The sequence below is a fragment of the Mangrovivirga halotolerans genome, from assembly GCF_026241165.1.
Classification (GTDB): Bacteria; Bacteroidota; Bacteroidia; order Cytophagales; family Cyclobacteriaceae; genus Mangrovivirga; species Mangrovivirga halotolerans.
The window spans coordinates 16,450-41,310 of record NZ_JAPFQN010000005.1 but is presented as its reverse complement, the minus strand read 5'-3'; the positions used below and the strand labels follow the sequence as shown (position 1 = coordinate 41,310).

Genomic DNA, 24,861 nt, shown 5'->3' with positions numbered 1-24,861 from the left:
TTTTTAATCAATCGAAATAACAGATGGCATTTTTACTTTTGCACTTCCCTTACATAGCGTACAGGTAAGGCATAGTAATCTGCTAGAATTACAGTATTTCCTATATCATTACTCTGTGTAGAAATGTAAAGTGCATATGCAGATCCATTTGTCGAAACATAACTTTCAGTCCAGAATAACCCGGTCATATCCTGTTCAACAAATACATTTCTAAATGCCGGATCGCTAAAACTCGAAAAGGACAAGTGTCCGGGGTAATCAAGATCAAGTCCTGTAGAACCATTTTCAACTAAGTCTTCTTTGGCATATAGCGTCCCTCCTAATGAAATGATAAGATTCTGAACCTCTTGGGGAGTTGGCAGTCTCCATCCTTCAGGGGCAAAATCCCTGGCTGTAAAATAATCGTACAACCTGCCGTATTTCTTTCTGTCTTCTTCTGTTTCTACAGCAAAACCATCTTCGATAACAGCTCTGTAGGCAAAACCATAATACCATGATCCGTTTCCAGGATTAGCAGCATAATTATAATTTTCTGCCATCCACTCCAGGCCATTTATCTCAGTATATTTATAGGTCTGGTTATCACGAGAGTCTTTGAACATCCCCCACTTTCCTCTGAATCGTATATCCACCGTATCAGTAGAAGAATATTCATCTAAGTCAACTTTCCAGATTAATGTATATAGTGAATCAGCTATTCCTTCAATTAATGAATTGGGGTTGTCGATATTATAAAGTATAGCCTTATCACTATTTCTAATGACTTCCCAACTTGCAGTTGCTCCGGCAGGTAAAAACCCTTCCAATGTGAAAAATTTTCTGACTGCTTCTTTATCGTTTTTAATATCTAATTGGTCAGGCCCTGCATTGGCTCTTAATTCGTCAGTTCTGAATGATATTTCCTGTGAAACCACTTTCGAACCGTAGGTTAAAACCCATTTTAAAGAATAGCTGGAAAATTCTTTTCCTATAAATTGTGCCTCAGCCTGTTGGGCATTCTCGATACGGCCACCAATACCAGTGACGATTTCCCAATGGCCAGTCGCCCCAAACTTCGGTTCTTCAGCCTTCAGGTAGTGAGAAACATTATTAAACAGTGTATCTATATTTTGAGTTGGAGACAAAATTACCGGTTCCATAGCCTTAAAGGATACAGTAATAGTTGAAGCCTCATATTGATTTCCGTTGCTTACCTCCCACCCTAATTGATAGGATTCCCCAGGCTCTCCATAAAATTTTGTTCTGGGATTATTAAAATCCTCAAATCTCCCGTTCTCACCAATATAGATTCTCCAGGTTCCGACCAGCGGTTCTTTTACCGGCACAGCATTTAACTGTACGACATACCCTTCATTCTCTATATCGGTAAAGCTTGGTCCGGCATTTGGATTAAGATCAAATACCTCTTCATCCGGTGAGCAGGAATACAAAAGGAAAATAAACAGAAGAAAAGAATAACTCCTTCTAAATATTTTAATAAAGTTATCTTTTCGCATATCTTTTTTAATATTAATATCCAACATTTTGATCTGCATTACTTAAAAGCTCATTTGCATCAATCTCAGATTGTGGTATGGGAAAAGTCAGGCGGTAGTAATCCGGGTCTTGAGCTGTAAAAGACAGAGTTACCCAGTGATCGCCAGTTCTTACAAATGGCAGTTGCCTTCTTTTGATGTCGTTCCATCTGAACCCTTCTCCAAACAATTCCTTTCTACGCTCAAGTAAGACCTCATCAATAAGTGCCTGGCCGGTAGCTGTACTTTTGATCACACCCGGGTTAGCTCGACTTTGAATTCTGTACAATAAATTTTGTGAATTTGTATAATTACCCAATTCAGCTTCGGCTTCAGCTTCTATCAGGATCATTTCTGATGCCCTGATACAAATTCTTTCAGCATTACCCACGGCATTATTGTGAGCAAATTTCACAATCAGGTTTCTATCCGGATCAATCTCAGCTACTTTTAAGAAAAAGCCCTTTCTAGCATCTCCATTTGAGAACTTATTCACGAACTCATCATTAGCTCTCATTGAACTATACCCTGCTACTGGCCAGTAAAATGATGGTATAGACAGATAAACATTATTATCCTCCTGCGTGTAAGCGATAGAGTATATGGTTTCTGAATTTCGTGTATTAAACCCGCTGTATAGCTCATTGATGGTCATCAAAGTAATACCCTCGGAAGCGCTATTCGCCATATCGGCTGCTCCCTGCCAGTTTTCCATATCCAGGTAAGCTCTGGCTAATACTGCCTGAGCCGCTCTTTTATCGAAAAATCCCTTATCTGTATTATTATCTAACTGCGAAATTGCTGTCAACAGATCATTTTCAATTTGTTCATATACATCAGTTAATGAAGCTCTACTAAATCCGGAATCGGTAATTTCAGAATCAGTATTAAGCAAGATCGAAGGTGCTGATGGATCTTTAGAATAAGCTACACTGTACATCTGTGCTAATTTCAACATTGCATAAGCTCTTAATACCCTTGCCTGACCAGTTAATTCATCGATCTGATCGCTTGTCGCATCAGGAATAAAAATGGCATTGTCAATGATCTGGTTTGCATCATGAATCAGCTTATATCCTGACCACCATGGATTATCTATATAGGAGTAATTAGGCAGTACATTCATCTGATATACAGGAACGAACCAATTCCAGTTATCAACAGAATTGATCATAATGTCTTCACCCATAATATCAGACATGATCGGGTTATACAGACCTTCAAAATTGAAGCTGCTTAATTGATTATAAACGCCAATCAATGCTGAATTAGCGGTGATATAAGAATCAAAAACTTTTTCCTCAGAAATTGAATCTGTCGGTTCTTGTTCCAGGAAATCTTCTCCACATCCTGCTAATACAAAAAGCAAAAACAATGATCTAATCAGGGTAATCGTATATTTCTTCATAATATATATCTTCAATATTCTATAGCTCAACTTTCAGTCCCAAAGTGATAACTTTTGTACCAGGTATCGTATTACTTGTCGTTCCGTTAATGGCTACTTCCGGATCATATCCTCTGTATTTTGTCAGGGTAAATAAGTTTTCTCCTGATAAGAATGCTTTCAGATTTCTGATTTTGAGTGATTCGTATAAACTCGATGGGAAATTATATCCGATAGTAATGTTCTTTAATCTTAAATAAGAAGCATCTTCGATAAATCTGGATGACATTTGATTTGATTCATCCATATTATTCTTAACATATCGAGGAACATCTGTATACCTGTTATTTGGAGTCCAGGCATTCAATGCATCAGTTGCAAGGTTTGAGCCAGGCTGTGTACCATCATGCATGTTTGTAGCATAATCATTATTGTAGACCTGACCACCAAGACTATAAAAGAAATACATGCTTAATTCAAAATTCTTGTAATTCAGGCTATAATTCAATCCGCCAAAAGCTTTAGGTAATGAAGTGCCCAGTCGCTTTCTTTCAGCATCATTATAATCACTGGTAACATTTCTTCCTGATCCTAATGGGTCTTCGTATGCACTTGAAGGAAGTGTATTATCCTCTCTGTCATCTGAATCTGCATTCACATACCACATCGGTCTTCCATTATCAGGATTCACTCCTGCCCATTCCCGCATGTAGAATTGGTAAATACTACTCCCCTCTTCTAATAATTTTGTGCCAGAAACGATTTGTTCCGTAGTAAGCTCAAGAATTTCATTTGTGTTAAAAGAGATATTAAATCCTATAGAACTAAATACATTCTTATTTTCTATCAACCTGTAATTCAGTGCTGTTTCAACCCCTGTATTCTTCATGGCTCCAAGGTTCGATATTATTGATCCAAAACCAGTTCCGGCAGATAATGGCCTGGCGAATAACAACCCATTGGAATTTCGATTATAAAATTCTATTGAAGCATCTAATTTTCTGAATAGATTAAGCTCAAGACCAACATTCAAACTTTTAATTTTCTCCCAGCTTAAATCTTCATTAGCTAATTGTGTCGGAGTTAAGCCCGGGTATCCACCATAATTAGCTCCACTACCATAAAGTCCCAGTGAGGCATAATTTCCAATATTATTATTTCCGGAGGTACCATAACTCACTCTCAGTTTTGCATTATCCAGCCATTTGAATTCAGGCATCCAGTCTTCCTGAGTTAATTGCCATCCAAACCCTACTGAATAAAACAATCCATACTTATTATTCTTTCCAAACCTTGAACTACCGTCCATTCTGGCACTGGTTGAAAAGAAATATTTATCATTGAGATCATATTTTATCTGTGACAGATATGATGCCATAGTCCATGAATACGTAGCGCTTGATGGTTGCCCTGGTTTAGAACCCCATACCAATTCCGGTCTGCCCGGAACAGAAAAGTCGGTTACACCGGCTGATAAAATAGAAACATCCTGACCAAGTGCTTCCTGACCAATCAATGCTTCAAAATAGGAATTATTTGTTGCCTTCGAGTAGGTTAAAATATTTGAAATGTTCCACCCGAAATTATCAGTGTTAGATGTTGCAGTACGACCATTAACACCTGCACCATTTCCATGATATGGATTATAGTAGTTTAATCCATTATTAATACTGTTATCTATACCTGCTGATGTTCTGAAATTAAAAGAAGGAGATATTTTAACATTTAAATAAGTATTGACGACAGCTCTTTTTGTATCATACTTATATTGATCAAGTTCTGCTAATCCAACCGGGTTAAAATCAAATACTGCTTTATTACCCCACTCGTACTCTCCGAATTCGTTATAAACAGGAGATGCCGCATTAATAACCTCGGCAGATCTCACAGGGTTAGCTCCACCTGAGCCACTAGGAGGGGCATTGGTTTTAGAATAGGATAAGTGAGAATTTAAACCTGCCTCCAGGAAACTATTGATCTTGTGTGAAACATTGATCTTATTCGAAATTCTCTTAAAATCAGAGCCTAAAGTAATTCCAGAATCGCTAAAATAACCTAGTGATAAAAATACTTTGGTAAGATCGGATCCACCTGAAATACTCAGGTTGTGATTTTGTATGATCCCGTTTTTATATATTTCATCTCGCCAATCTGTATCGGTAAGAATCTGTGTACCTGGTATAAGTTGTCCGTTATTATCTAATGGATTATCCACACCAAATGGATTGTATCCAACGGTTTCTTTTACATTAGCATGAGCATAAGCTCTGGCATCATCAATAGATTCTCCATTGATCAATGCCTGATTATAGAGACCCATCCATGAATGCTCATAAAACTGAGTTGAATTCATTAGATCGTATCCCTTTGAAATTCTTTGAGAAACTCCCATCTGGCTATTAAAGCTGATCTTAGTGGAGCCTGCTTTTCCTTGTTTAGTCGTGATAAGAACAACACCATTTGCTGCTCTGGAACCATAAAGTGAAGATGCTGCTGCATCCTTAAGCACTGTAATACTTTCGATATCGTTGGGGTTGATATCTGTTATTGATCCGGACATTGGGATTCCGTCAAGCACAAATAATGGCGCGCTACTTGCACTTAAAGAACCTATACCTCGAATTCGGATTGTAGAACCCGACCCCGGTTGTCCTGAACTACTGGAAACCATTAACCCTGGTGTAGTTCCCTGAAGTGATTTTTCAAACGATGTTACCGGTCTGTTTTCAATTACCTTGCTATCCACAACTGATGCCGCTCCCGTATATGCTTCTTCAGTAGTAGTACCATAGGCAACTACCATAACAGATTCCAGTTCCTGTACCGTTTGTTTTAATGTAACATTTATTGTAGACCTGTTATTTACAGGAACTACAACTGTTTCGGTACCAATAAAAGAAAAGACAAGCTTTGAATCTTTGTCAGGGACAGTTAATGTATAGTACCCATTAAAATTAGTCACCGTTCCCTGGGTAGTGCCTTCTATAACAACATTTACTCCGGGAAGAAACTCTCCATTTTCATCTTTTACTTTACCCTCTACTGCAAGCTCTTGCGCGAATATTACATTCGCCCCAAGAAGGTAGAATAACACAAAGCAGCCTATTAGTCTTTTCATTCTTGAAATATTGTTTTTTTCAGATGCGCTGATCTTTTAAGGCAATCAGGATCATAAATTATTTGATTAGAAAAAATTCCCGGTATACTCAGAAAGTATACCAGGGAATTCGTCATTCTAAACCTATTGCATTATAATGCACAAGGTGCAAGTAGTTGGTCGATAGCAGCATCTCTATCCATTTCGGAATAGTTCATATAAAATTTTGCTACTCTAGTACCGTTCCAGTTTTCAAAATCACCATTCTTGATTTTTGTAAAAATTGGTTCCATTGAACACATTCCTACAGTTTCATCAGTTGGCATATAAACAGTTAAATATTCCTGGAAATTCTGGAAGTTGTCCATAGATTGGAACGCATTGAATTCATTGATTTCCATTACGTTCAGTTTCATTGTAGAAACCTGAGTTAGTGCATTAAAACCATCAACCTTTACAGGTCCGCCTACTTCAAATGGTCCAAATCCACCACCCGCTTCAGTTGGTGCTTGTACAGTTATGTCAACATTTAATAGATTTTCAATGGCATTGAATCCATCAAACCAATTTGTTTTCTCATAAATTCTAACACTTGCATTACTCCATTGACTTGCTCCAGAAGAAACAAGTGAATTAAAAACAAGGATGTTATCAATATTAGAACCATTTGATTCAAACTTAATGTTAGAACCTGTCATCTCAGTAACATTATTAAATGCCTCTATCGTAGATATAGCTTTGTTACTTGTGATTTCAATGTTTCCGCCGATAAATGTTAATGCTTCGAATGAAGGAATAGCTGTTAAACCACTTCTTTCAGTTTCCTCCCAGAAGATTGAATTATCATTGTAAAGAAATTTAATATTACCTTCGATAGATTCTATCATTGACGTTTCAATGGAAGTTAATCTTGCATTGCTTTCAATAATGAAGTCACCTCCAACAGTTGGTGAAGCAACATCAAGGCTAACAATTAAATTATTTCTGAATTCAAAGTCCCCACCTACTTTACCAAATGTAGCAGAAGGTGCGTTTCCGATGTATGAAACCATGACATCATTAGAAACATCAGTAGCTGAAAGGTCTAAATAAGTAATTTGACCGAAGAATAAATAATTAGGGTCTTCAGTTAATCTTCCATTGATATATAGATCATCAACCTGATCAAGTTTTGCAAAAGAAATTTTTGTAAGCATGTCATTTGTCTCTGTCATTAATTCTCCAGAAACAAGTACAAGCTCATCCATAACAATTTCAGTTAACCCGTCATTACTCAAGACATGAAAATCACCACCTATAGAAGAAAGGTTGGCTAAATTAACTGAAGCTTCAGTAGCAACTCCTGAAATGATCAGGTCTTCACCAATGCTTTGAAGGCTTTCCATTGTGATAGCTGTACCATCGTTGATTTCAAGATCCTTACCTATAAGCTTAATTCCAGCAAGGTCTTGTACATTACCATCATTATTTACAACTACTTTACCTGTAATGATAGTTGCACCCTGAGCTACTAATGAATCATAATCAGCCGCAGTAATTACGTTTCCATAATATACTGCGTTAGCATTTTCAGCTATTTCCTGTTCAAGTAACTGTAGATCTTCTACAAGATCAGAGTTTAATGCAGCAAGGCTTGCTTCAAGATTTGCTATAGCAGCAAGAAGAGCTTCCTGTTGAGCTTGCTCTAAATCATCAACTTTAGTATTTAAATCGTCAATTTGATTTTGAAGATCTTCAAGATCATCTTTCATACAACCGCTAAGGGTCATTATGAAGGCCAGTGCTAAGCACGAAAAAATTCTAATTTTCATAAATTATAGATTTAGATAAAATATTGATTTGGTTTGCTCTAGCAATTTATGACATCACTTTCCTGGCAAGGATTCACTGACCGACTTGATGTACCAATGCATGAATTGGCACCAGGTTTTAATTGACACTATCAATCTATAACCCTGAATATCAGTTGATTAAAAATAGATACAGAAAAAACGTATAATTAGTAAAAGGTTCTCTACTATCAGTAAATTATGTATAGAAATGTAGACTAATTAAAATGGTAAACGATAGATCTCTTATCAAATATCCAAAAATTATAATTGAATCTTTTCAAGATTTGAATTTCACAACGGAATTGACTTACATCAAAAAATATAATTTGAATTAATAGCTCTTTGAAAAAAGCATGTGTCTCTTTGGTTTAGGGATAGTAAGAATATTTATACTAAGGATCTATAGCAACAATTAAATAAAACTAAATAAATAATTTTCTATTCAATACTCTTAATGTAATCCGAAGGAGTTAATCCAGTATACTTCTTGAAAATTCTATTAAAGGTAGTTTTGGAGTTGAAGCCAGCTTTTTCAGCAAGATAGTTAAGGGTATGCTTTTCATGAAAGCCTTCATTAATCAATTTCTTAGCTTCTTCAAGCCTGTATTCATTCATGACTTCATAAAATGTCTTATTGTAATTTTTATTGAACACTTCAGAGATCCGCTTATAGGTAATACCGGTTGATTCAACAAGATCCTGCATTTTAAGATCATTGATTAGAAAGGGCTTTTGATCTGATATATATTTTGAAAGTGTTTCGTAATCCTGATTATTTTGAGAAGTTATTTCTCGTTTTACTTCATTAATACCAGTAAGATCTAATATCTTTCTGATATCCTCGGACTCAGAAAAAAGTTCTGGCCTTTTGATCGTGAATACACCCAGCATTATAGTAAAAATCGTCAAGCCAGCATAAAATACTTTAAATAAATCGACAAATATGGTGACCCCTAATATTTCAAAAATAGCCCCTGTCGTACCTATCATCCATAGGAATATATTAATTATAACAAAGGTTCGCAGCCATTTTAAGGTTTCCATTTGAAGATCAGTCAAATGCTTTTTTCTGAAATATTGGAAATGATGTATAGTCCGTAAACAAAAAATGCTGTAAAAAACTCCCTGGAATATGATTACTATATTAAAAATTGCCTGAACAGTTCTGAACCAGGCTGGCATTCCCTCCTGAAGCATTCTTCTTTTTTCATCTCCAGATTCTATAAAAAAGGGTGTTAATAAGATCAGATATAGAATTGCAGGGATATAATGAAGGATTTGTAACCCAGGTTTCTTTATTTCCCGATAGAGATAGTTCCTCAAGTATAAATACATTAAAGGAAAAAAGAGGAGAACAAATACATCGGGCAAAGCGTATAAATGCGGGAATTTATTAAAAAACTGTGGTGACTGTACGATGAACAGCATAACAGTAACAGACCAGGAAAACACAAGTACTCCCAGAATTCTATTGGGAAAGAAATTACCTGGATAAAATATCAGATAAACTGATAACAGGAAGGATAAAACCGCCCCCATCATCAATACCAATTCAAAATAGTTGTCTATTATCATTATTGAGGCTAACCAAAGGTAATAATGTAATTTGATTTGACCGAAATTGTTAAATCACTTTTAAATGATCAAATTAATTTAAAATACAATTATTATCAATTAGGAAGAAGTTTTCAAACATTATAGATTTTTATGTTTTGAAAAATGAGCCTAAAACCCAAATAATTACATTTATTCACGTCATATTATTGTTAATAAATATTTAAAAAATTATTATTTCATTCATAAACCATTTCAATATCATCAATAATTAAGGTACTGCCAATAGCCCCGGCAAATTCTGCACCACCAAAGCTTGAAGATGCTACGAAAGTAATGTGTGTCGGGAGAACAAACTCTACAGAATCCATACTAACATATCCGTGGTCTGTTGGCTTCATATAATCCGGAAAGCTATTGTCCAATTCTCCATAAGTAAATAAAACCTCTTTTTCTACAAGATTCTCTAAAGGATCACCACTTCTAAACCATGCAGTGGCTAATCTTTCAGTTTTCCCATTTGCACGAACTTCCAGTAAAGCATAGATATCCAGCATATCAGAATACGGAAGAAGATTTCCATTCCTGTCCTTATTTTCACTTCCGGGCTCATACTGATATTTAAATTTTAGTTTTATCGGACGCCCGATAAATGGTGTGCCAAATTCAATCGCTGCTTCCGGGTCTGAAGGATCGATCTTATCCGAATTAAATACACCAGTGAATATAGAACCGGCGGCTATAGGTGCTCCAAACGTCGATCCTAATAAACCATTATCAAGGGTGATCATTTTGGCAGCCAGGTTATCGTTACCCAGATCTTCTGGAACAGTAGCTAATTTATTTAATATCTGTGTCCCTTTATTTCCTGTACCCCAAATAGTATTTGCCGCACTTTCTCCGGGTTCATAATATTCTGATGCTGTTTGATACCACGAATTAAGATCTCCGTTATCAAGCTGTGGTGTTGATGAGGCTACAAAAGCTGTAATAGTCCAGGTGGAAATAGTTCCATCTTCAGCTGTAATAATAATCTGATCTGAATCAGTTAAATTCAATACATCACCTGCTTTCTTATTTGCTCTGGCAAATGAGGAAATTTCGATAGTTTGAATTTCAATTTCAGTAAGATCAACTCCACCCGGAATTTCGACTTCTACGGTCTTGTCATTTCGATTGATCACTGCATTTTTAGCCTGATTTCTAACTACCAGGTTTTTTATATTGCCCTGATCTGACAACCCAAAAAAATCTTCATCTACACAAGAAAAGACAATTAAGCTGAAGAATATAAAGTAAAAGTTTTTCATAGGGTATTATATCATTTTTTGGCTCCGAAATAGTAAGCCAACCCGAGTTGGAGTGATAAAAGATTAATATTAAAATCTACATTTTGTCTGATAACCCTTGAAGGTTCATTATTATTCAACCTGCTTTCTTCTACATTTAATTCATATCCTAATACATCCAGTTGAACCTCAAGAGCAAAGGCTTCCATTACGAAAAATGTAAGACCAGGACTTAATCCAACACGAAAATTATAATCGGTTCCATATATCTTTTCTACCTCATCTATATTTTTAATATTTCTGCTCAGTGTATTACTCCTCCCAAACCTGAGTTCAAGCATTGTAAAAAAGCTTAGCCGATTATTTTTAGTCAACGGGACTGATGAACGAAAATTGGGGATAATCGCGAATCCCCTTGTAATTGAATTAGATTGAAGGGTATCAGGATTACGGAAAACTTCCCCTTGAAATTTATTCTGATAATAATTAAAGGAAATACCTGCCATCCCGAAATCTCCGGTATAGTACCCCCCTTTTAACAGGATGTTATAATTTAATCGTTCACCATCAATTACCTGCTGAAAAATATCATTGGTGTTAGTTAATTTTCTATCTTCTAACGAAAATGCTAACCCAACATAAAAATTCCTCTTGGCAAAAGGTTTAAATCCCTGATTATAATAGCTGGACAACAATTCGTAAGGTGTATATTTAACAGTGTCCTGATTATTTTGGGAATAGATGAAATTTGGTTTTATAAGCATTAAAACAACTAAAAGAATAAATCTTGAATAAGTATTTGAAAAAAAGTCTGTTTTCATGAATCGAGATGATTTATAGGTTGTTTAACACCTAATTAATTCTAATAGAATTTACATTATATATTAGAATTTCACAATCAACACATAAGTACTTTTAATATCGCTTAAAATAAAAAGCACAAGATTTACTTGTGCTCAAATAAAGGTTAAAATTGAATACTTATTTTCATGTTTCTTCTTCTCCTACTTCCTCCCCGGCAGTAGTCACTGATCCTGTACTTGCATTTCCATAAACAGGTTTTTCATTTCTTAAAATATCAATTACCCTGGCAAAGTTTTCAGCAGTCATATAGGGTGTTTCCTGGCGTTTTCCTTCGAATGTAGTAAAGTAAAATTTTCCAAGATCAATCTTTGGATCCCATAAAGCCTGATATCCTTTAAGCTTTGTCCATCCGGTTGTTCCCTGAGCATAATGTGGCATAGTTGTAGGATTTTAGTTTTGAAATAAATGAATCGCGATAGTTGATGATTAGCCCTTACCGGGTTATTTTAAAAGTACTAAACATTTAATATTAAGTAAATACCCAGAGTTGGGTATATCAATAATCACTCAGGTTTCTTCGAGGAATTGTTTTCTTTATGAAGTTTAATAAAATATTAGAGTAGCAATTCGTAAATTATTTGTAATTATTATCAGATCAGAAAACCCTTTTAATCATTATACATCCTTACGGCACTACTACCTTATCATGAGAAATCAGTCTATTGTATTAAAAAATCAGGTTCCTCTCATTGAGGACTATAAAATTCATCCGGAAAAAGCATCTATAACAGATGTAGCTTTCATAGAGGGTAAGAGTTTAAAGGATCCATTTCATACAGAAGTGTTCATTAATGAAGAGTTGCAAGTTCCGTTTAAAATTGGAGTTCACCGGGCTGTAGGTGGTTTGCACGATTATCCCAATCCGGGTGATTTGCTATGTGCATCATTGGCATCTTGCTTTGAATCAACTTTAAGGTTAATAGCAAACCGGTTGCAAATCACTTTAATAAATACTTTCGTCAGAGCAACTGCAGATGTAGATGTTAGAGGTACATTGATGATAAATAAGGATGTTCCTGTTAATTTTCAGAGAATGTTTCTTGAAGTAAAACTTAAAGTAGACAATGATTCGGATACTGAATTAATAAAGAAATTAATTAAAGGAACAGAAAGTTGTTGTATTATTTATCAGACTCTTATAAAGGCATTGCCAATATATATTGATTTCACATTGGATGAATAATTGAAGTTAATAAGAGAATTATCTATTTGGAAGGTCAATTTGAAATCTCGTTCCTTCATTTACTACGCTCTTAATATTTACTTCACCTTTATTTAATTTCAATAAGTGAATACAAAATGTCAGACCAACCCCCTTTCCTACCTCACCTTTGGTTCCTTTGGTTAGTACAGAGATATCCTGGTTCATGATTTTACATATTTGTTCTTCAGACATACCTTTTCCTTCATCTGAAACTATTAATGAGGTTGACTTCTCATCTGCATTTGAAATCAGTTTGATAGTAGAATTTTCCGGGGAATATTTTATCGAATTATGAATTATGTTTCGAGCTATTATTTTAAAATGATTTGGATCTGCATAGACATCTTTTTGATTAAGTTCTTTAACTATTTCGATGTTCTTTGCTGTTGATTCAGGTTTTAATTGTATTAATAATTTATCTAGCTCTTCCTCTAGATCAATTTTTGAGGGATTACACTTAAGGCCTTTTAGTTGATTTAAAGACCAATAAAGGAGCTCATCGATCATATCCTTTAAAGGCGTTATTTTTGTCTTTATAGATTCCGAATTTTCTAGTAATTCCTTCTCTGTAATGTACCCTTTTAAATATGCATCTAATAAAGCTTCAAAAGTTCTTATAGGGCTTCTGATATCATGTGATATTATATTAATAAGCCTGTTTTGATCTTCATTGGCTTTATTTAATTTAATTATAATTGACTCAAGCAATTTTTTTAACAGAATCATCACCAAATAGGAAATCACTATCACTCCTATTGAATTAATAATTAGTAAGAATTCAGGACTGTTAAAATCCTCAGGTTTTAATGTGTATTTTAAATGCTTGAAATAAATAAAAAAGATTACTGTTATAGTAGAAACGATCTTTTCAATGATGCCATCTAATAAGAAGACAGCTACCACCATTACTACGAATAAAAAATTTTCCGTATCTGTAAATCTGAGGTCATTAAATGCAAGGTGAATACCAAGTACAACAAGAGGAATTAATGTTGCCAACAACAGGTTTTTAGCTATATTTCCTTTATGTATTCTACATAAATATATCGTAACAAGACTAACGATAATAACAATTGCATTTAATATGGCCATGTTAATTACCTGATAAATCAGGCAACTTACAAAAAGTAAAAAGCATAGAATTATAAGTATTAATGCTATATAAATTGTAGCAACTATCCGGGTTCTTTCAAATTGATTTTCAATTCCACTTACACTTTGCTTTATGATAACCGACAGCATGAGTTGTTATAATATGGCTCATAAGGAATATAATACTAATTATTATTAAATTCCTAATATCCATATTGTTTTTATAGAAAAAGAGAAGTTTATAAAACGAAATATACTTAGATAATAATTCGACCAATTCCCAAAACTATCTTTTCTGCAAGCCCGAGATCAATCAGGGTAAACACAATGGGAATGGTTAATAATTCTACGATCAGAAAAGCTACTGAGACAGTCATTATTCGTTTTAGCTTTATATAATCATAAACTATTAAAATTACCGGAATAATATATATTATAAAAAAAGGTAAGAATTCTTGTATCTCATTCAGCTTCAGCGGCCTGATTGCCCGGTCCCATGCAGGTTGTAACCAGATTAAAGAAACTGCAAATATTGCCCTTTTATGAACGTGTTTTTTTAATCGCTTAAAATAAGCGACAAATAAAAATCCAACACTTGACAAGGTAAGGTATAAATTACCAATTACTAGCGGGGAAACATTTTCTATCGTTCTTACCTGGTAATAATATGTTTCCTGTTCCAGAATACTTTCTTTTGAAATAAATATTAGAACATTGAGATTAGCGAGCGTAATCAGAATAGCAAGAACGAACCAATATTTTCCATTTCTTTGATGAGAAATCAATTTACCTTTAGCTACCAGGTAATTCTGATGAAAATATACCAGAAACCAGATTATTAATAGTATTCCATGAGTAATCAGGTAGAAAGGTAAATGAGTATCTCTAAAATATGGTCGAAAGATAAAGCTTTGATAAAAGCCCAGTAACAGGACGATTAAAAAGAAAATACTCATTATGAAAAAGAAGCTGATTTTTTTCATAATCTTCCTGACAAATTGATTGTAGCAATATAAAGAAAAATCTACAATTTCAATTACATTCACTACCCCTCTGACCAACGTCACCTCAAATTCTGACTGTCATCATAAGTAAAACATTGACTTTCAATTATTTTTATTTACACCCAACATTTAAATCGAAAATGTGTTATTATGGCAAATTCAAAAGCCATTACCGGAGATAACCTGCTTAGAGCATTGCAATATATGTTTTTTATTGTGCTGCTACTATATTTTGGCAAGCCCCTGTTTATTCCACTCAGTGTTGCTCTTTTTATCTGTTTCATACTTTACCCAGCTTGTAAATGGCTGGAGAATCATCACATCCCACAGTTATCAGCTATTTTAATTAGTCTCTTCCTTTTTTTACTTACCATAAGCGCAATTATAGCCCTACTCGGATACCAGTTTTCGGAATTTATGAAAGAATGGCCTGCACTGTCGGGTAAACTGGAAACCTGGATCCAAACTACTGAAAACAAAGCATCAGAATCATGGATGAAAGTGTTCATAAAAAATGACAAAGGATTAATTGAGAGTCTGATGGACTATTTCTCAGCTTATATTCTTCCTTTGATACCATCCACAATTTACCAGTCATCAGTTTCTCTGGTTTTAATTGTCCTCATTCCCGTATATGTTGTACTGATACTTTATTACCGCAGAGTATTAGTAAGCTTTTTATATGAGGTTTTTCCCAAATCAGCATCACATTATATTAAAACAGTATTACCCGATGTAATAATCACATATTATAAGTTCATCAAAGGAATGGGCATAGTTTATTTAGTAGTTGGCATTTTGAATAGCATTGGACTGGCCCTTTTAGGCATTCCGAATCCTGTTTTCTTTGGTTTTGTAGCATCCATTTTAACATTTATCCCCTACCTCGGGATAACAATGGGAGCTCTCTTACCAATGGCTGTTTCCTGGTTGAAATATGATTCAATCCTCTACCCTATTGGGGTGGTATTAATTTTTGCAATTGTACAGGTTCTGGAAGCAAATATTATTTTTCCTCTTGCAGTAAGTCGACAATTAAAGATTAATGCGTTGATCACATTGATCGTGATTATTGCCGGGGGGATTATATGGGGAGTAATAGGTATGGTCTTATTTGTTCCATTTACTGCAATACTTAAGCTTATTGCCGATCAGGTACCTGAAATGAAACCAATATCAATACTTCTGGGAACAAAGGATGAAGTTGAGTTGGAAGCAAATATCGAAAAACAATCTTCACCGAAGATACCGTAAAGATGGTCACTAACCCACATGCTTCTTCAGCCTCAGAAGTAATAACCACACTTAAATCGAGCCCTGCAGGACTTACAAAAGAAGAATGTGTTCATAGACTGGAAAAATATGGTCACAATGAAATGCCTGACCATCAAAAAGTTTCCAAACTCACCATATTTATCCACCAGTTTAAAAATTCTATTGTGTTCCTATTATTCGGAGCTGCTGTGATTTCTTTACTTTTTCGAGATTACGCAGAGTCAATAGCAATTTTTGTAGTCATTGTGATCAATGCGATTATCGGTTATATCCTCGAGGCTCATGCAATTAGTTCTATGGAGGCTCTCCGTAAGCTTGATAAAATCTATGCTTTGGTAGTCAGAAATGGTAATGTAGAGGAAATTGATGCCAGAGATCTGGTTCCCGGTGATGTTATTGTCTTGGAAGCGGGTAACATAATTCCGGCTGATGCCCGATTAATTGAACTGGCTTCTCTGGAAGTTAATGAATCTGCACTGACGGGAGAATCCATTTCAGTATCAAAAGATGAAGGGGTGGTTTTAGATAAAGAAACCGTTTTGGCTGACCGGATAAATATGGTTTTTAAAGGCACATCAATTAGCAGAGGTAATGCCAGAGCAGTTGTTACCGGGACAGGATTGAACACCGAGGTGGGCACTATTTCCAAAATGGTCAAAGAGGCGCAAAAAGATGAAGTTCCGCTCAATAAAAAATTGAATGTTTTTAGTCGAAAACTTATTTGGCTGACTATAATAATCATCATCCCCTTCTTTGCTGTAGGAATGATTAGGGGAAACCAATTACATATCATGCTGGAAACAGCGATTGCACTTGCAGTTGCCGCAATTCCTGAAGGTCTCCCTATTGTGGCTACTATCTCTTTAGCAAAAGGAATGCTAAGGCTTGCCCAATCAAATGTAATTGTAAAAAAACTTGCTGCTGTAGAGACATTAGGTGAAACAGATGTCATCATCACTGATAAAACAGGGACATTAACTGAAAACGAATTAAAGGTAGAAGAAGTCCACTTATCTAATAATGACTCCTCACCTATATTAAAATTAGTGGCCGTTCTATGCAATAATGCATCAATTAATGATAAAGGCGTAGCCATTGGTGATCCGGTTGAAACTGCTTTATTAAAATATGTAAACGAACAGGACAGCCTTTTTATAGATAACGCTCAGGATGAATGGCATGAAGTGGATGAAAAACCCTTTGACAGCACAAGTCGGTATATGGCCAATTTATATCAGGGATCTTCCGGTTATTTCGTAACTGCCAAAGGAAGTCCAGCTGAAATTCTTGAAATTTGTCAATTCATTGACAGTAAAAATGGCCCAGGACCTTTAAATAAGTTAGTAAAGGATCAGTGGCTCGATAAAACAAACAACTTATCTTCTTTAGGCCTTAAAGTATTGGGATTTGCTTTTAAAAAGCCTAATAATTCTGATCAGAACTATGATCAGGATTTAATATTCCTTGGATTGGTCGGCTTTCTCGATCCACCACGTGCTGATGTAAAACAGTCTATCCATGAATGCCATGAAGCAGAAATAAAAGTAATCATGGCCACCGGTGACCACTCTGAAACAGCTAAAGCAATAGCTAAACAAATTGGTTTATTTCAAGATAATGATAAAATTAATGTAATTCACGGAAAAGATTTCACAGTAACTGATAGCAAAAAACTTGATGATACACTGATATTCTCAAGGGTTACACCTGAGCAAAAGCTTAATCTCATAAACCATTTTCAAAAGAAAGGATTAGTAATTGGAATGACTGGCGATGGTGTAAATGATGCCCCGGCACTTAAGAAAGCAGATGTCGGCATTGCAATGGGTGTAAGAGGTACCCAGGTAGCCAAAGATGCCGCAGATATGGTATTGCAAGATGATTCCTTTTCATCAATTGTAAAAGCTATTAAACAAGGCCGCACCATATTTAAGAATATAAAGAACTTTATCATCTACTTACTGTCATGTAACCTGACCGAAATAATGGTCGTGGCCATAGCAGCTTTTACCAATGTGTCACTTCCATTATTACCCTTGCAAATCTTATTTCTAAACCTGGTTACAGATGTGTTTCCATCATTAGCCCTTGGAATGGGTGAAGGAAATCCGTCTATAATGAAATACAAGTCCAGGGATGCTGATGACGCTATATTATCCAGGAAAAACTGGATTTCAATAGTTGTTTATTCGGCAACTATGACCATCAGTATACTAGCTTTATATTATATCAGTATATTTTATTTTAAACATGATGTTGTAACCAGTAATAACATTGCATTTTATACCCTTGCATTTTCCCAACTCTGGCATCCATTTAACCTGATAGATCGCAGGGATAATCTCCTTAAAAACGAAATAGTTAAGAACCTGCATTTATGGTTGGCTATAGTATTCTGCATAATTCTTCTGTTTTTGACTTATTTCGTTCCTTTCTTAAAAGAGGTTCTTGAAATAGGTGTTTTAGAAAAAGAAATTTGGCTTTACATAATTGGAGCCAGTTTAATTCCATTGATAATTATCAGACCACTTAAACTGTTGAAAATAGTTAAATAAGAGGTTGAAAACCAGACTAAAAAATGAGTTACAAATAACAATATTGAGGATTCTGGTTAATTCCTTATTTAGCTCAAATTATTGATTGAAATCATCAATATATGTGACTCCAGTCATAGTAAATACCCATTTAAAGAAATAACTTTATTACTACAAAATAAGACTTATAAAACCTTGTTTTGGCGGTGAAAATCAAAGTTAACAATATGTCGATACTGATTCGAAAAATAGCCTGAGAGTACCATTAAAGACACCCACCAAAAAATAAAAAGATTTTCGCGAAGCCCGGAGAAAAAGTAGATGTCTTACCCTTCAAGCTAAATACGATAATACAGAATCGAATTCCTTCTGATCAATATTCATGTCTCACCTAACTGAATAGATCAAATTCATTAAAAGCGATTTCAATTGTATTCACCATTTAATCAGCTAAAACCCATAAAATTTAAGACAATGAAAAGGCTAAAAAATAAAATTGCAGTAATAACTGTCAGGGATCTTGATTTAGAGCGGACAATAGCTATTCAAATGATCAAAACAGAAGCCTTGATTTATGCTACCAATTATATCAAAGCAAATTCAGTCCATCCGGGTTTTATATGGACACCGATGGTAGAAAATCACCTGAAAATTTTAGAAGGTGAATTTGAAGAAAACAAAAAATTGGTGCGCTACATCCCAATAGTGACACGAGAACCAGATGATATTTAAATTTTACCAGCGATGAATCATAATTTATTCATGCGGAAAAATTGATTAAAGATGGAGGCGATACAGCGCACTTATTAAATAAACTTTTAAATCTACGATCATGAAAAAGATAGTAGCTCCTACCGACTTCTCAGAATGTGCAGGACAAGGTATAAAAGTGGCTGAGCTAATCGCCAAAAAAACAGATTCTTCAATTCTGTTTCTTCATACTACCAGCATTCCTTTTGACTGGCTAAACCTAAAAGATGAAGATCAGGATAAAATATATCCTGATATTACTAAGAAAGTCAGAAAAGCCAGGTTTTCATTAGATGAACTGGCAGATCACACAGATAAAACAGGTATAACAAATAAAACATTTCTCCATTATAATAATGGCGCTCATCATATTTCCAAATTTGCAACGGAACAGGGTGCAGACCTTATCGTAATGGGTTCACATGGATGCAAAGGCCTGAAAGGTTTCTTTATTGGTTCAAATACACAAAAAGTAGTCCACAGGGCTTCAACTCCTGTACTTGTAGTTAAAACTTTAAAAGATAAATATAAAATTAAAAATATAGTCTTTGCTTCTAATTTTAAGCAGGAAGCACTCGTGGGCTTTAAGTGGCTATTGAATTTTGCCAGGAAAATAGGCGCAAAAATACATATGGTTTATATCAATACTCCATTTACATTTCTGAGTACTGATGAAATCATGTTAAAAATCAAACCTTTTGAGGAAGAAGGGAGTGATCTTGTGAAATCATTTGAAATTTACAATTGTGAAAATTTCGAACGCGGTTTAGCAAACTTCAGTAAGCAAAAAGGAGATTTGTTAGCGATGCAAACAAAAGGTAAAAACAATGATCATCGCCTATACCATGGCAACACCATCGAAGAAATCTTTGATCATCTGGAAATACCACTATTATGTCTGAATATTAATTAAATGATATACACCTATGGTAAAACACTGAATTAGCAGAGCAATGATTAGTTAAGGCAGGTGAAATACTAAAGCAAAACCTGCCTTAATTTCGACTTGAATAAAAAACAAGAGAACATAAATAACCATAAAAAACACAATCATGAACTTTAATAAATATGCAGCAAAAGGAAACCAGATATTGCATGAAATAGCCAGGGAACTTGGCCTTCCGGAGAACACAGATCTCTCAAACCGCATGTTAAGATCTACTTTGCATGCACTTCGTGATCGATTAACTGTTGAAGAGTCGTTTCACCTCATAGCCCAACTGCCTTTCGTATTAAAAGCTATGTATGTAGATGGCTGGAAATACAGCAGCAAACCTCAACGCATAAAGACGGTTAAAGAGTTTGTTAAAAAGGTGATTTATGAGGATTACCCTGCCGGTCATCATGACATTCAAACAGCTAAAGATGGTGAAAATGCCGTAAAAGCTGTCCTTAAAGTTTTAAGAAATCATATATCCCCAGGTGAATTCAAGGATATCCTATTAACAATGCCAGAAGATCTGTATCCTCTTTTTGGAAGAGAGCTGGCGAACAAAAACTAATGAATTATAATATTTGAATGACCAAATTCTTTAATCCTATTTTCAAATTCTATCATACTCCCCAAGGATAGGTTTCAGGCATTTCATGTCCATCTGGTTTTATATGTAAAGGATGAAGAGCCCTGGATTCATCGATAAAAATGAATGCATCATAACGATATGGAATAATTGTGGGTACATAATTTCCATAACTTTCATTTTCCGGATGATAAACCACACCCACTGCCCGGTGATCAATCTGTTGTTCAAACAGTGGATCGCCTTTCCATTCATTCATAATTAAAAGTTTGTCATTGGCACCTGACTGGTGAAGAATAGCTTCCCAACTACCTGTTTTTCCTTTTGGCAAGTTCATTTCCCTCATTACGTCACCCCACTCGCGGCCAGCAATCACACTACCCTTGTATGAACCAAAGCCAACTTTTACCACATCATCTTCAGGATTTCGTTCTGTTACCAGCTGACCAACGTTGATCAATCCATGTCTGGCCATATCTGTTGCTCGTGCATCTCCAATGTGAGTATTGTGTTCCCATACAATTGTTTTCGCATTCTCTCCATGGAAATTCATTAATCTATCAAGTGTATCGGTCATATGATGATCGCGAATGTTCCATGATTTTGGTCCGGCGGAGACCATTGTTCGGTAATAATGTTCGGCATTTACCGCTACATGGGCATTCTGTTCGGTACTAAATACCGTTTCGTGATCTGTATTATACTGGGGTATCTTTTCCCGAATCTCTTTTAATAAATCAACTACTTCGTTTTCGCACGATTCAGGCACCAGTCGGGTATGCCTTGCATAGTCACTGCCTTCATAACCAAATGGTTCAAAACAAAATGCCGCCTTCCTGGCAGTATCATAAGCTTTGGGATCTTCCTGTTGTAAATAGTCTAATATAGCCTCCAATGATTCACCCAGACTATAAACATCAAGACCATAAAACCCTACTTTTTTATTAACCGCTAACCTTTTATTATGCTTTTCCAGCCACTCAGCTAAAGCCACAACTTCCCAATTCGCCCACATCCATGTTGGCCATCGGTTAAAACCACGCAAAACATCCAATGCACTTTTCCCAGAATCAGAATAATTTTTTACATATCGGTTTAGTCTGTAGCAATCTGGCCAATCCCCCTCAACAGCAATAAAATTAAACCCCTTTTCTTCAATCAATCGCTTACTGATTGCTGTTCGCCAGGTATAATATTCATGAGTTCCATGAGATGCTTCACCAAGCAATACATATTTTGCATCACCTATTTGTTCAATAAATGGGTCAAGGTCTTTGCCAGATTCCAACGGATGAGATTCATTATTGACTTTATTGACTATTTCTTCAGCTTTCTTATGATTAGTTAACATGGGTAGTCTGGTTAATTATAATTTGAGAGTTTCTGATTTTAATAAATACCCTCCCTCTTCCGGAAAATCATAAGACCGGAAGTATATAGATTATTAGCATTTAATCAGATCAAAAATGTACCCAAGTCGACATCCAAACCTCCTGAATCGGAATAGTTCGATACTTCTTTTACCTGAATATTTTTGAAGACAGGGCTTTTATAAATTTCTTTTTCATTTTGAAATACCCTGAAAAAAATATCAGGTTTTGACTCAGCTGGAGAGTCTAAAGATCTGAACTTCTTATTGTAGATACTTATTGAAGCATGACCAAAGTTATCAAGTCTGGTTTCACCCAGGAAATCATCTTTGATCAGGTCTTCATCGTAAAACTCAACACGAAATTCGTCTCCTCTTAAAGGTTCTTTAGTATCCTTTCTGATTAAATCTATACGGATATTTAGTTTATCGTCCATCACTGTATTGATTAGTATAAATTTAACCAGAAAATCATTAATAATTAATGACAAAAATCATGATTAGATATAGGGGTTTTTCCATCAGTGACTATTAGGAAAATCTATCGTAATGGTAGTTCCTTTATTTATCTCACTATTAATTTCTATACTACCCTTATTCATTCTAAGCAGATGAACGCAAAATGTCAGGCCTATGCCCATGCCTTCTTCTCCTAAGGTACCTGCCCTATCCAATGACATTTCCTGATTTAAAATTTGAAATATCTGATCATCGGACATTCCTTTACCCTGGTCTGAAACGGTTAAGGTTGTGCTATTCGTTTTTTCATTTATGTCTAGCTGGATTGTAGATCCCGGGGGTGAATATTTTATTGAATTGTGAATTATATTTCTGATAATAATTTTAAAATGATTCAGATCCGAAAAAGCAACTTTTCCTTCAAAATTTTTATATATTTTAATATTTTTTAGTATGTAACTTTGTTCTAATTGAATTAATATTTCGTTGATTTCTTTTTCAAGATTTATAACTGTAGGGTTGCTTTTTAACCCATTGAGCTGGTCTGTTGACCAAAATAATAATTCATCAACCATCAGCTGAACAGGCATAAGTTGATTCTTAACATAGTTTGAATATTTATCAAACTCAGTATTATTTACATACCCTTTTTGTACAGCATTTAGAATAGTTTCAAATGTTTTAATTGGTTGACGGATATCATGGGATAAAATATTGATTAATCTGTTTTTATCTTCATTTACTTTCGCCAATCTAATAACATTTTCTTCGTTTACTTTAATCTTTCTGGACTTAAACCAGCAACAGACTGTTAATGTCCCAAGCAATAAAATAAACATTGAAATTATGATGATTTCTTTCGTAAGATGGTAGGTGAATTCATTTTTTAATAAAAATTGATTCCCAATTAGATATAAAGAGCTAACTATCACAATCAATGAAGCTAACAAACCAATTATAAATATTTTGTACCCTTTAATTTTCATCCTGAATTATTTTATAACAATAAAATAGGCAGCATTTACCTGCCTGAAGATTATTTAAATTTTCATATTTGATGATTATACTGAAATTGGCTCTTGTAATTAAAATTGCTAATTGAAAAAATAGACCTGTATATATTTTCACCAAAAGCAACCAGGGTTTTAATCTATATTTAACAGATAAACAAAACCCACAAAACTCGGGAGAATATTTATATAAAAATCACTAACCAGAATAAAAAATTAGTTGATTACGAACTATTAAAACTAAATAACTACAACGAGTTATATTGGAATGCACTACTTTATAAAACATCAACATTACCCTGCTAATTCTTTTTCTCAATGCTAAAGTAGTAAGGAAAATTTAAAAATTATTATATTTTCCTTATTTTTAACCCAATGAAAAACCGAATATTATTTAAGGCTATTGAATTATTTACTATTTATGGATTCAGAGCTATTCCAATGGAAAGAATAGCCAGAGAATTAGGGTGTTCCACTAAAACACTTTATCAACACTATCCTAACAAAACCATATTAATAAAAAAAATGGTTGAACAAGGAATAGAAAGAGATAAACAATTCATAGAAAAGCTTGAAGAAAAAAACAGCTCCTCAATAAGCAAATTACTCGAGTTTAAAGGTTATATTTATACAAGGCACGTTCAAAATTTGTATCCGGGAATGACTGATGATCTGATCAAATATGAACCGGACATTTATTTATTGATTGATACGTTTTTTCAAGAGGTTCTGGAAAAATGGTTTATTAAAATGCTAGAAAACGGAAAGATTGAGGGGGATTTCAGGGATAATATAAATCCTGATATTTTAGCTAAATATCTTATAGAATTATCAATGAAGTCTTTGTCCACTCAGATTTTCCCTCCTTCTAAGATCATTTCAGGACTAGCATATACTGAATTAATAAAAAACTTTATGTATGGAATATCTTCTTTAAATGGAGTAAGATTCCTAAACGAAAATTTCAATAAATACTTAAACATAAAATGATAAAGGTAAATGATTTCAATAAATCAAACCTTGCACAAATATTAACTTCCGCTATTTCTGAGTATAATATTTTATATCGAATATAACCAAGACCTACTGTTAAAATTGATTCACTAC

General features: G+C 34.6%; 20 protein-coding genes. 7 read left to right on the top strand and 13 right to left on the bottom strand.

The window, feature by feature from the left end; genetic code table 11:
• Positions 1-32: 32 nt before the first annotated feature.
• From OO013_RS08140 to OO013_RS08105, 8 genes are all read right to left on the bottom strand, one after another.
• Complete coding sequence (locus tag OO013_RS08140) at positions 33-1,496, bottom strand: FISUMP domain-containing protein (protein ID WP_266056280.1); 1,464 nt, start codon at positions 1,494-1,496, stop codon at positions 33-35.
• 13 nt (positions 1,497-1,509) lie between these two features.
• The gene (locus tag OO013_RS08135) at positions 1,510-2,922 is read right to left on the bottom strand and encodes a RagB/SusD family nutrient uptake outer membrane protein (protein ID WP_266056278.1); all 1,413 of its coding nucleotides are present in this window, start codon (positions 2,920-2,922) and stop codon (positions 1,510-1,512) included.
• A 19-nt stretch (positions 2,923-2,941) separates the two neighbouring features.
• Positions 2,942-6,019 carry a SusC/RagA family TonB-linked outer membrane protein gene (locus tag OO013_RS08130; protein ID WP_266056277.1) on the bottom strand — a complete coding sequence of 1,026 codons (3,078 nt, stop codon included), beginning with the start codon at positions 6,017-6,019 and terminating at the stop codon, positions 2,942-2,944.
• Positions 6,020-6,150: 131 nt separating this feature from the next.
• Complete coding sequence (locus tag OO013_RS08125; protein ID WP_266056275.1) at positions 6,151-7,809, bottom strand: coiled-coil domain-containing protein; 1,659 nt, start codon at positions 7,807-7,809, stop codon at positions 6,151-6,153.
• Positions 7,810-8,268: 459 nt separating this feature from the next.
• On the bottom strand, positions 8,269-9,405 hold the full coding sequence (locus tag OO013_RS08120) for a helix-turn-helix domain-containing protein (RefSeq protein ID WP_266056274.1): 1,137 nt from the start codon (positions 9,403-9,405) through the stop codon (positions 8,269-8,271).
• Between the two features lie 218 nt (positions 9,406-9,623).
• Entirely contained in the window at positions 9,624-10,694 is a 1,071-nt protein-coding gene (locus tag OO013_RS08115) for a PCMD domain-containing protein (RefSeq protein WP_266056271.1), read from the bottom strand.
• A gap of 11 nt (positions 10,695-10,705) precedes the next feature.
• The gene (locus tag OO013_RS08110; RefSeq protein ID WP_266056270.1) at positions 10,706-11,494 is read right to left on the bottom strand and encodes a hypothetical protein; all 789 of its coding nucleotides are present in this window, start codon (positions 11,492-11,494) and stop codon (positions 10,706-10,708) included.
• Positions 11,495-11,660: 166 nt separating this feature from the next.
• The gene (locus OO013_RS08105) at positions 11,661-11,915 is read right to left on the bottom strand and encodes a hypothetical protein (RefSeq protein ID WP_266056268.1); all 255 of its coding nucleotides are present in this window, start codon (positions 11,913-11,915) and stop codon (positions 11,661-11,663) included.
• Between the two features lie 268 nt (positions 11,916-12,183).
• On the opposite strand from OO013_RS08105, the gene OO013_RS08100 reads away from it, so the two are divergent.
• Positions 12,184-12,720 (top strand): OsmC family protein, encoded by a 537-nt coding sequence (locus OO013_RS08100; RefSeq protein ID WP_266056266.1) that lies wholly within the window; start codon positions 12,184-12,186, stop codon positions 12,718-12,720.
• 18 nt (positions 12,721-12,738) lie between these two features.
• Here the strand turns inward: OO013_RS08100 and OO013_RS08095 are convergent, their stop codons facing one another.
• Positions 12,739-13,983 (bottom strand): sensor histidine kinase, encoded by a 1,245-nt coding sequence (locus OO013_RS08095; RefSeq protein WP_266056265.1) that lies wholly within the window; start codon positions 13,981-13,983, stop codon positions 12,739-12,741.
• Between the two features lie 107 nt (positions 13,984-14,090).
• Positions 14,091-14,816: a hypothetical protein gene (locus OO013_RS08090; RefSeq protein WP_266056264.1), complete on the bottom strand. Its 726-nt coding sequence runs from the start codon at positions 14,814-14,816 to the stop codon at positions 14,091-14,093.
• A gap of 171 nt (positions 14,817-14,987) precedes the next feature.
• Here OO013_RS08090 and OO013_RS08085 point away from each other — a divergent pair, with 171 nt between their 5' ends.
• The 5 genes from OO013_RS08085 to OO013_RS08065 all read left to right on the top strand — a co-directional run bounded on the left by OO013_RS08085 (position 14,988) and on the right by OO013_RS08065 (position 20,898).
• On the top strand, positions 14,988-16,091 hold the full coding sequence (locus OO013_RS08085) for an AI-2E family transporter (RefSeq protein ID WP_266056263.1): 1,104 nt from the start codon (positions 14,988-14,990) through the stop codon (positions 16,089-16,091).
• Between the two features lie 2 nt (positions 16,092-16,093).
• The gene (locus tag OO013_RS08080) at positions 16,094-18,667 is read left to right on the top strand and encodes a cation-translocating P-type ATPase (RefSeq protein ID WP_266056261.1); all 2,574 of its coding nucleotides are present in this window, start codon (positions 16,094-16,096) and stop codon (positions 18,665-18,667) included.
• 453 nt (positions 18,668-19,120) lie between these two features.
• Positions 19,121-19,378, top strand: coding sequence for a Rossmann-fold NAD(P)-binding domain-containing protein (locus tag OO013_RS08075; protein ID WP_266056259.1), 258 nt, complete (start codon positions 19,121-19,123; stop codon positions 19,376-19,378).
• Between the two features lie 100 nt (positions 19,379-19,478).
• Positions 19,479-20,309 (top strand): universal stress protein, encoded by an 831-nt coding sequence (locus tag OO013_RS08070; protein WP_266056258.1) that lies wholly within the window; start codon positions 19,479-19,481, stop codon positions 20,307-20,309.
• A 139-nt stretch (positions 20,310-20,448) separates the two neighbouring features.
• Positions 20,449-20,898, top strand: a complete 450-nt coding sequence (locus tag OO013_RS08065) for a DUF2267 domain-containing protein (protein ID WP_266056256.1) — start codon at positions 20,449-20,451, stop codon at positions 20,896-20,898.
• A 52-nt stretch (positions 20,899-20,950) separates the two neighbouring features.
• Here OO013_RS08065 and OO013_RS08060 read toward each other — a convergent pair whose 3' ends face one another.
• From OO013_RS08060 to OO013_RS08050, 3 genes are all read right to left on the bottom strand, one after another.
• Complete coding sequence (locus OO013_RS08060) at positions 20,951-22,267, bottom strand: erythromycin esterase family protein (RefSeq protein ID WP_266056254.1); 1,317 nt, start codon at positions 22,265-22,267, stop codon at positions 20,951-20,953.
• Between the two features lie 104 nt (positions 22,268-22,371).
• Entirely contained in the window at positions 22,372-22,722 is a 351-nt protein-coding gene (locus tag OO013_RS08055; RefSeq protein ID WP_266056252.1) for a C2 domain-containing protein, read from the bottom strand.
• Positions 22,723-22,806: 84 nt separating this feature from the next.
• The gene (locus OO013_RS08050) at positions 22,807-23,730 is read right to left on the bottom strand and encodes a sensor histidine kinase (protein WP_266056251.1); all 924 of its coding nucleotides are present in this window, start codon (positions 23,728-23,730) and stop codon (positions 22,807-22,809) included.
• Positions 23,731-24,129: 399 nt separating this feature from the next.
• Between OO013_RS08050 and OO013_RS08045 the strand changes: the two genes are divergently transcribed.
• Positions 24,130-24,744, top strand: a complete 615-nt coding sequence (locus tag OO013_RS08045; protein ID WP_266056250.1) for a TetR/AcrR family transcriptional regulator — start codon at positions 24,130-24,132, stop codon at positions 24,742-24,744.
• The last annotated feature ends 117 nt before the right edge of the window (positions 24,745-24,861 follow it).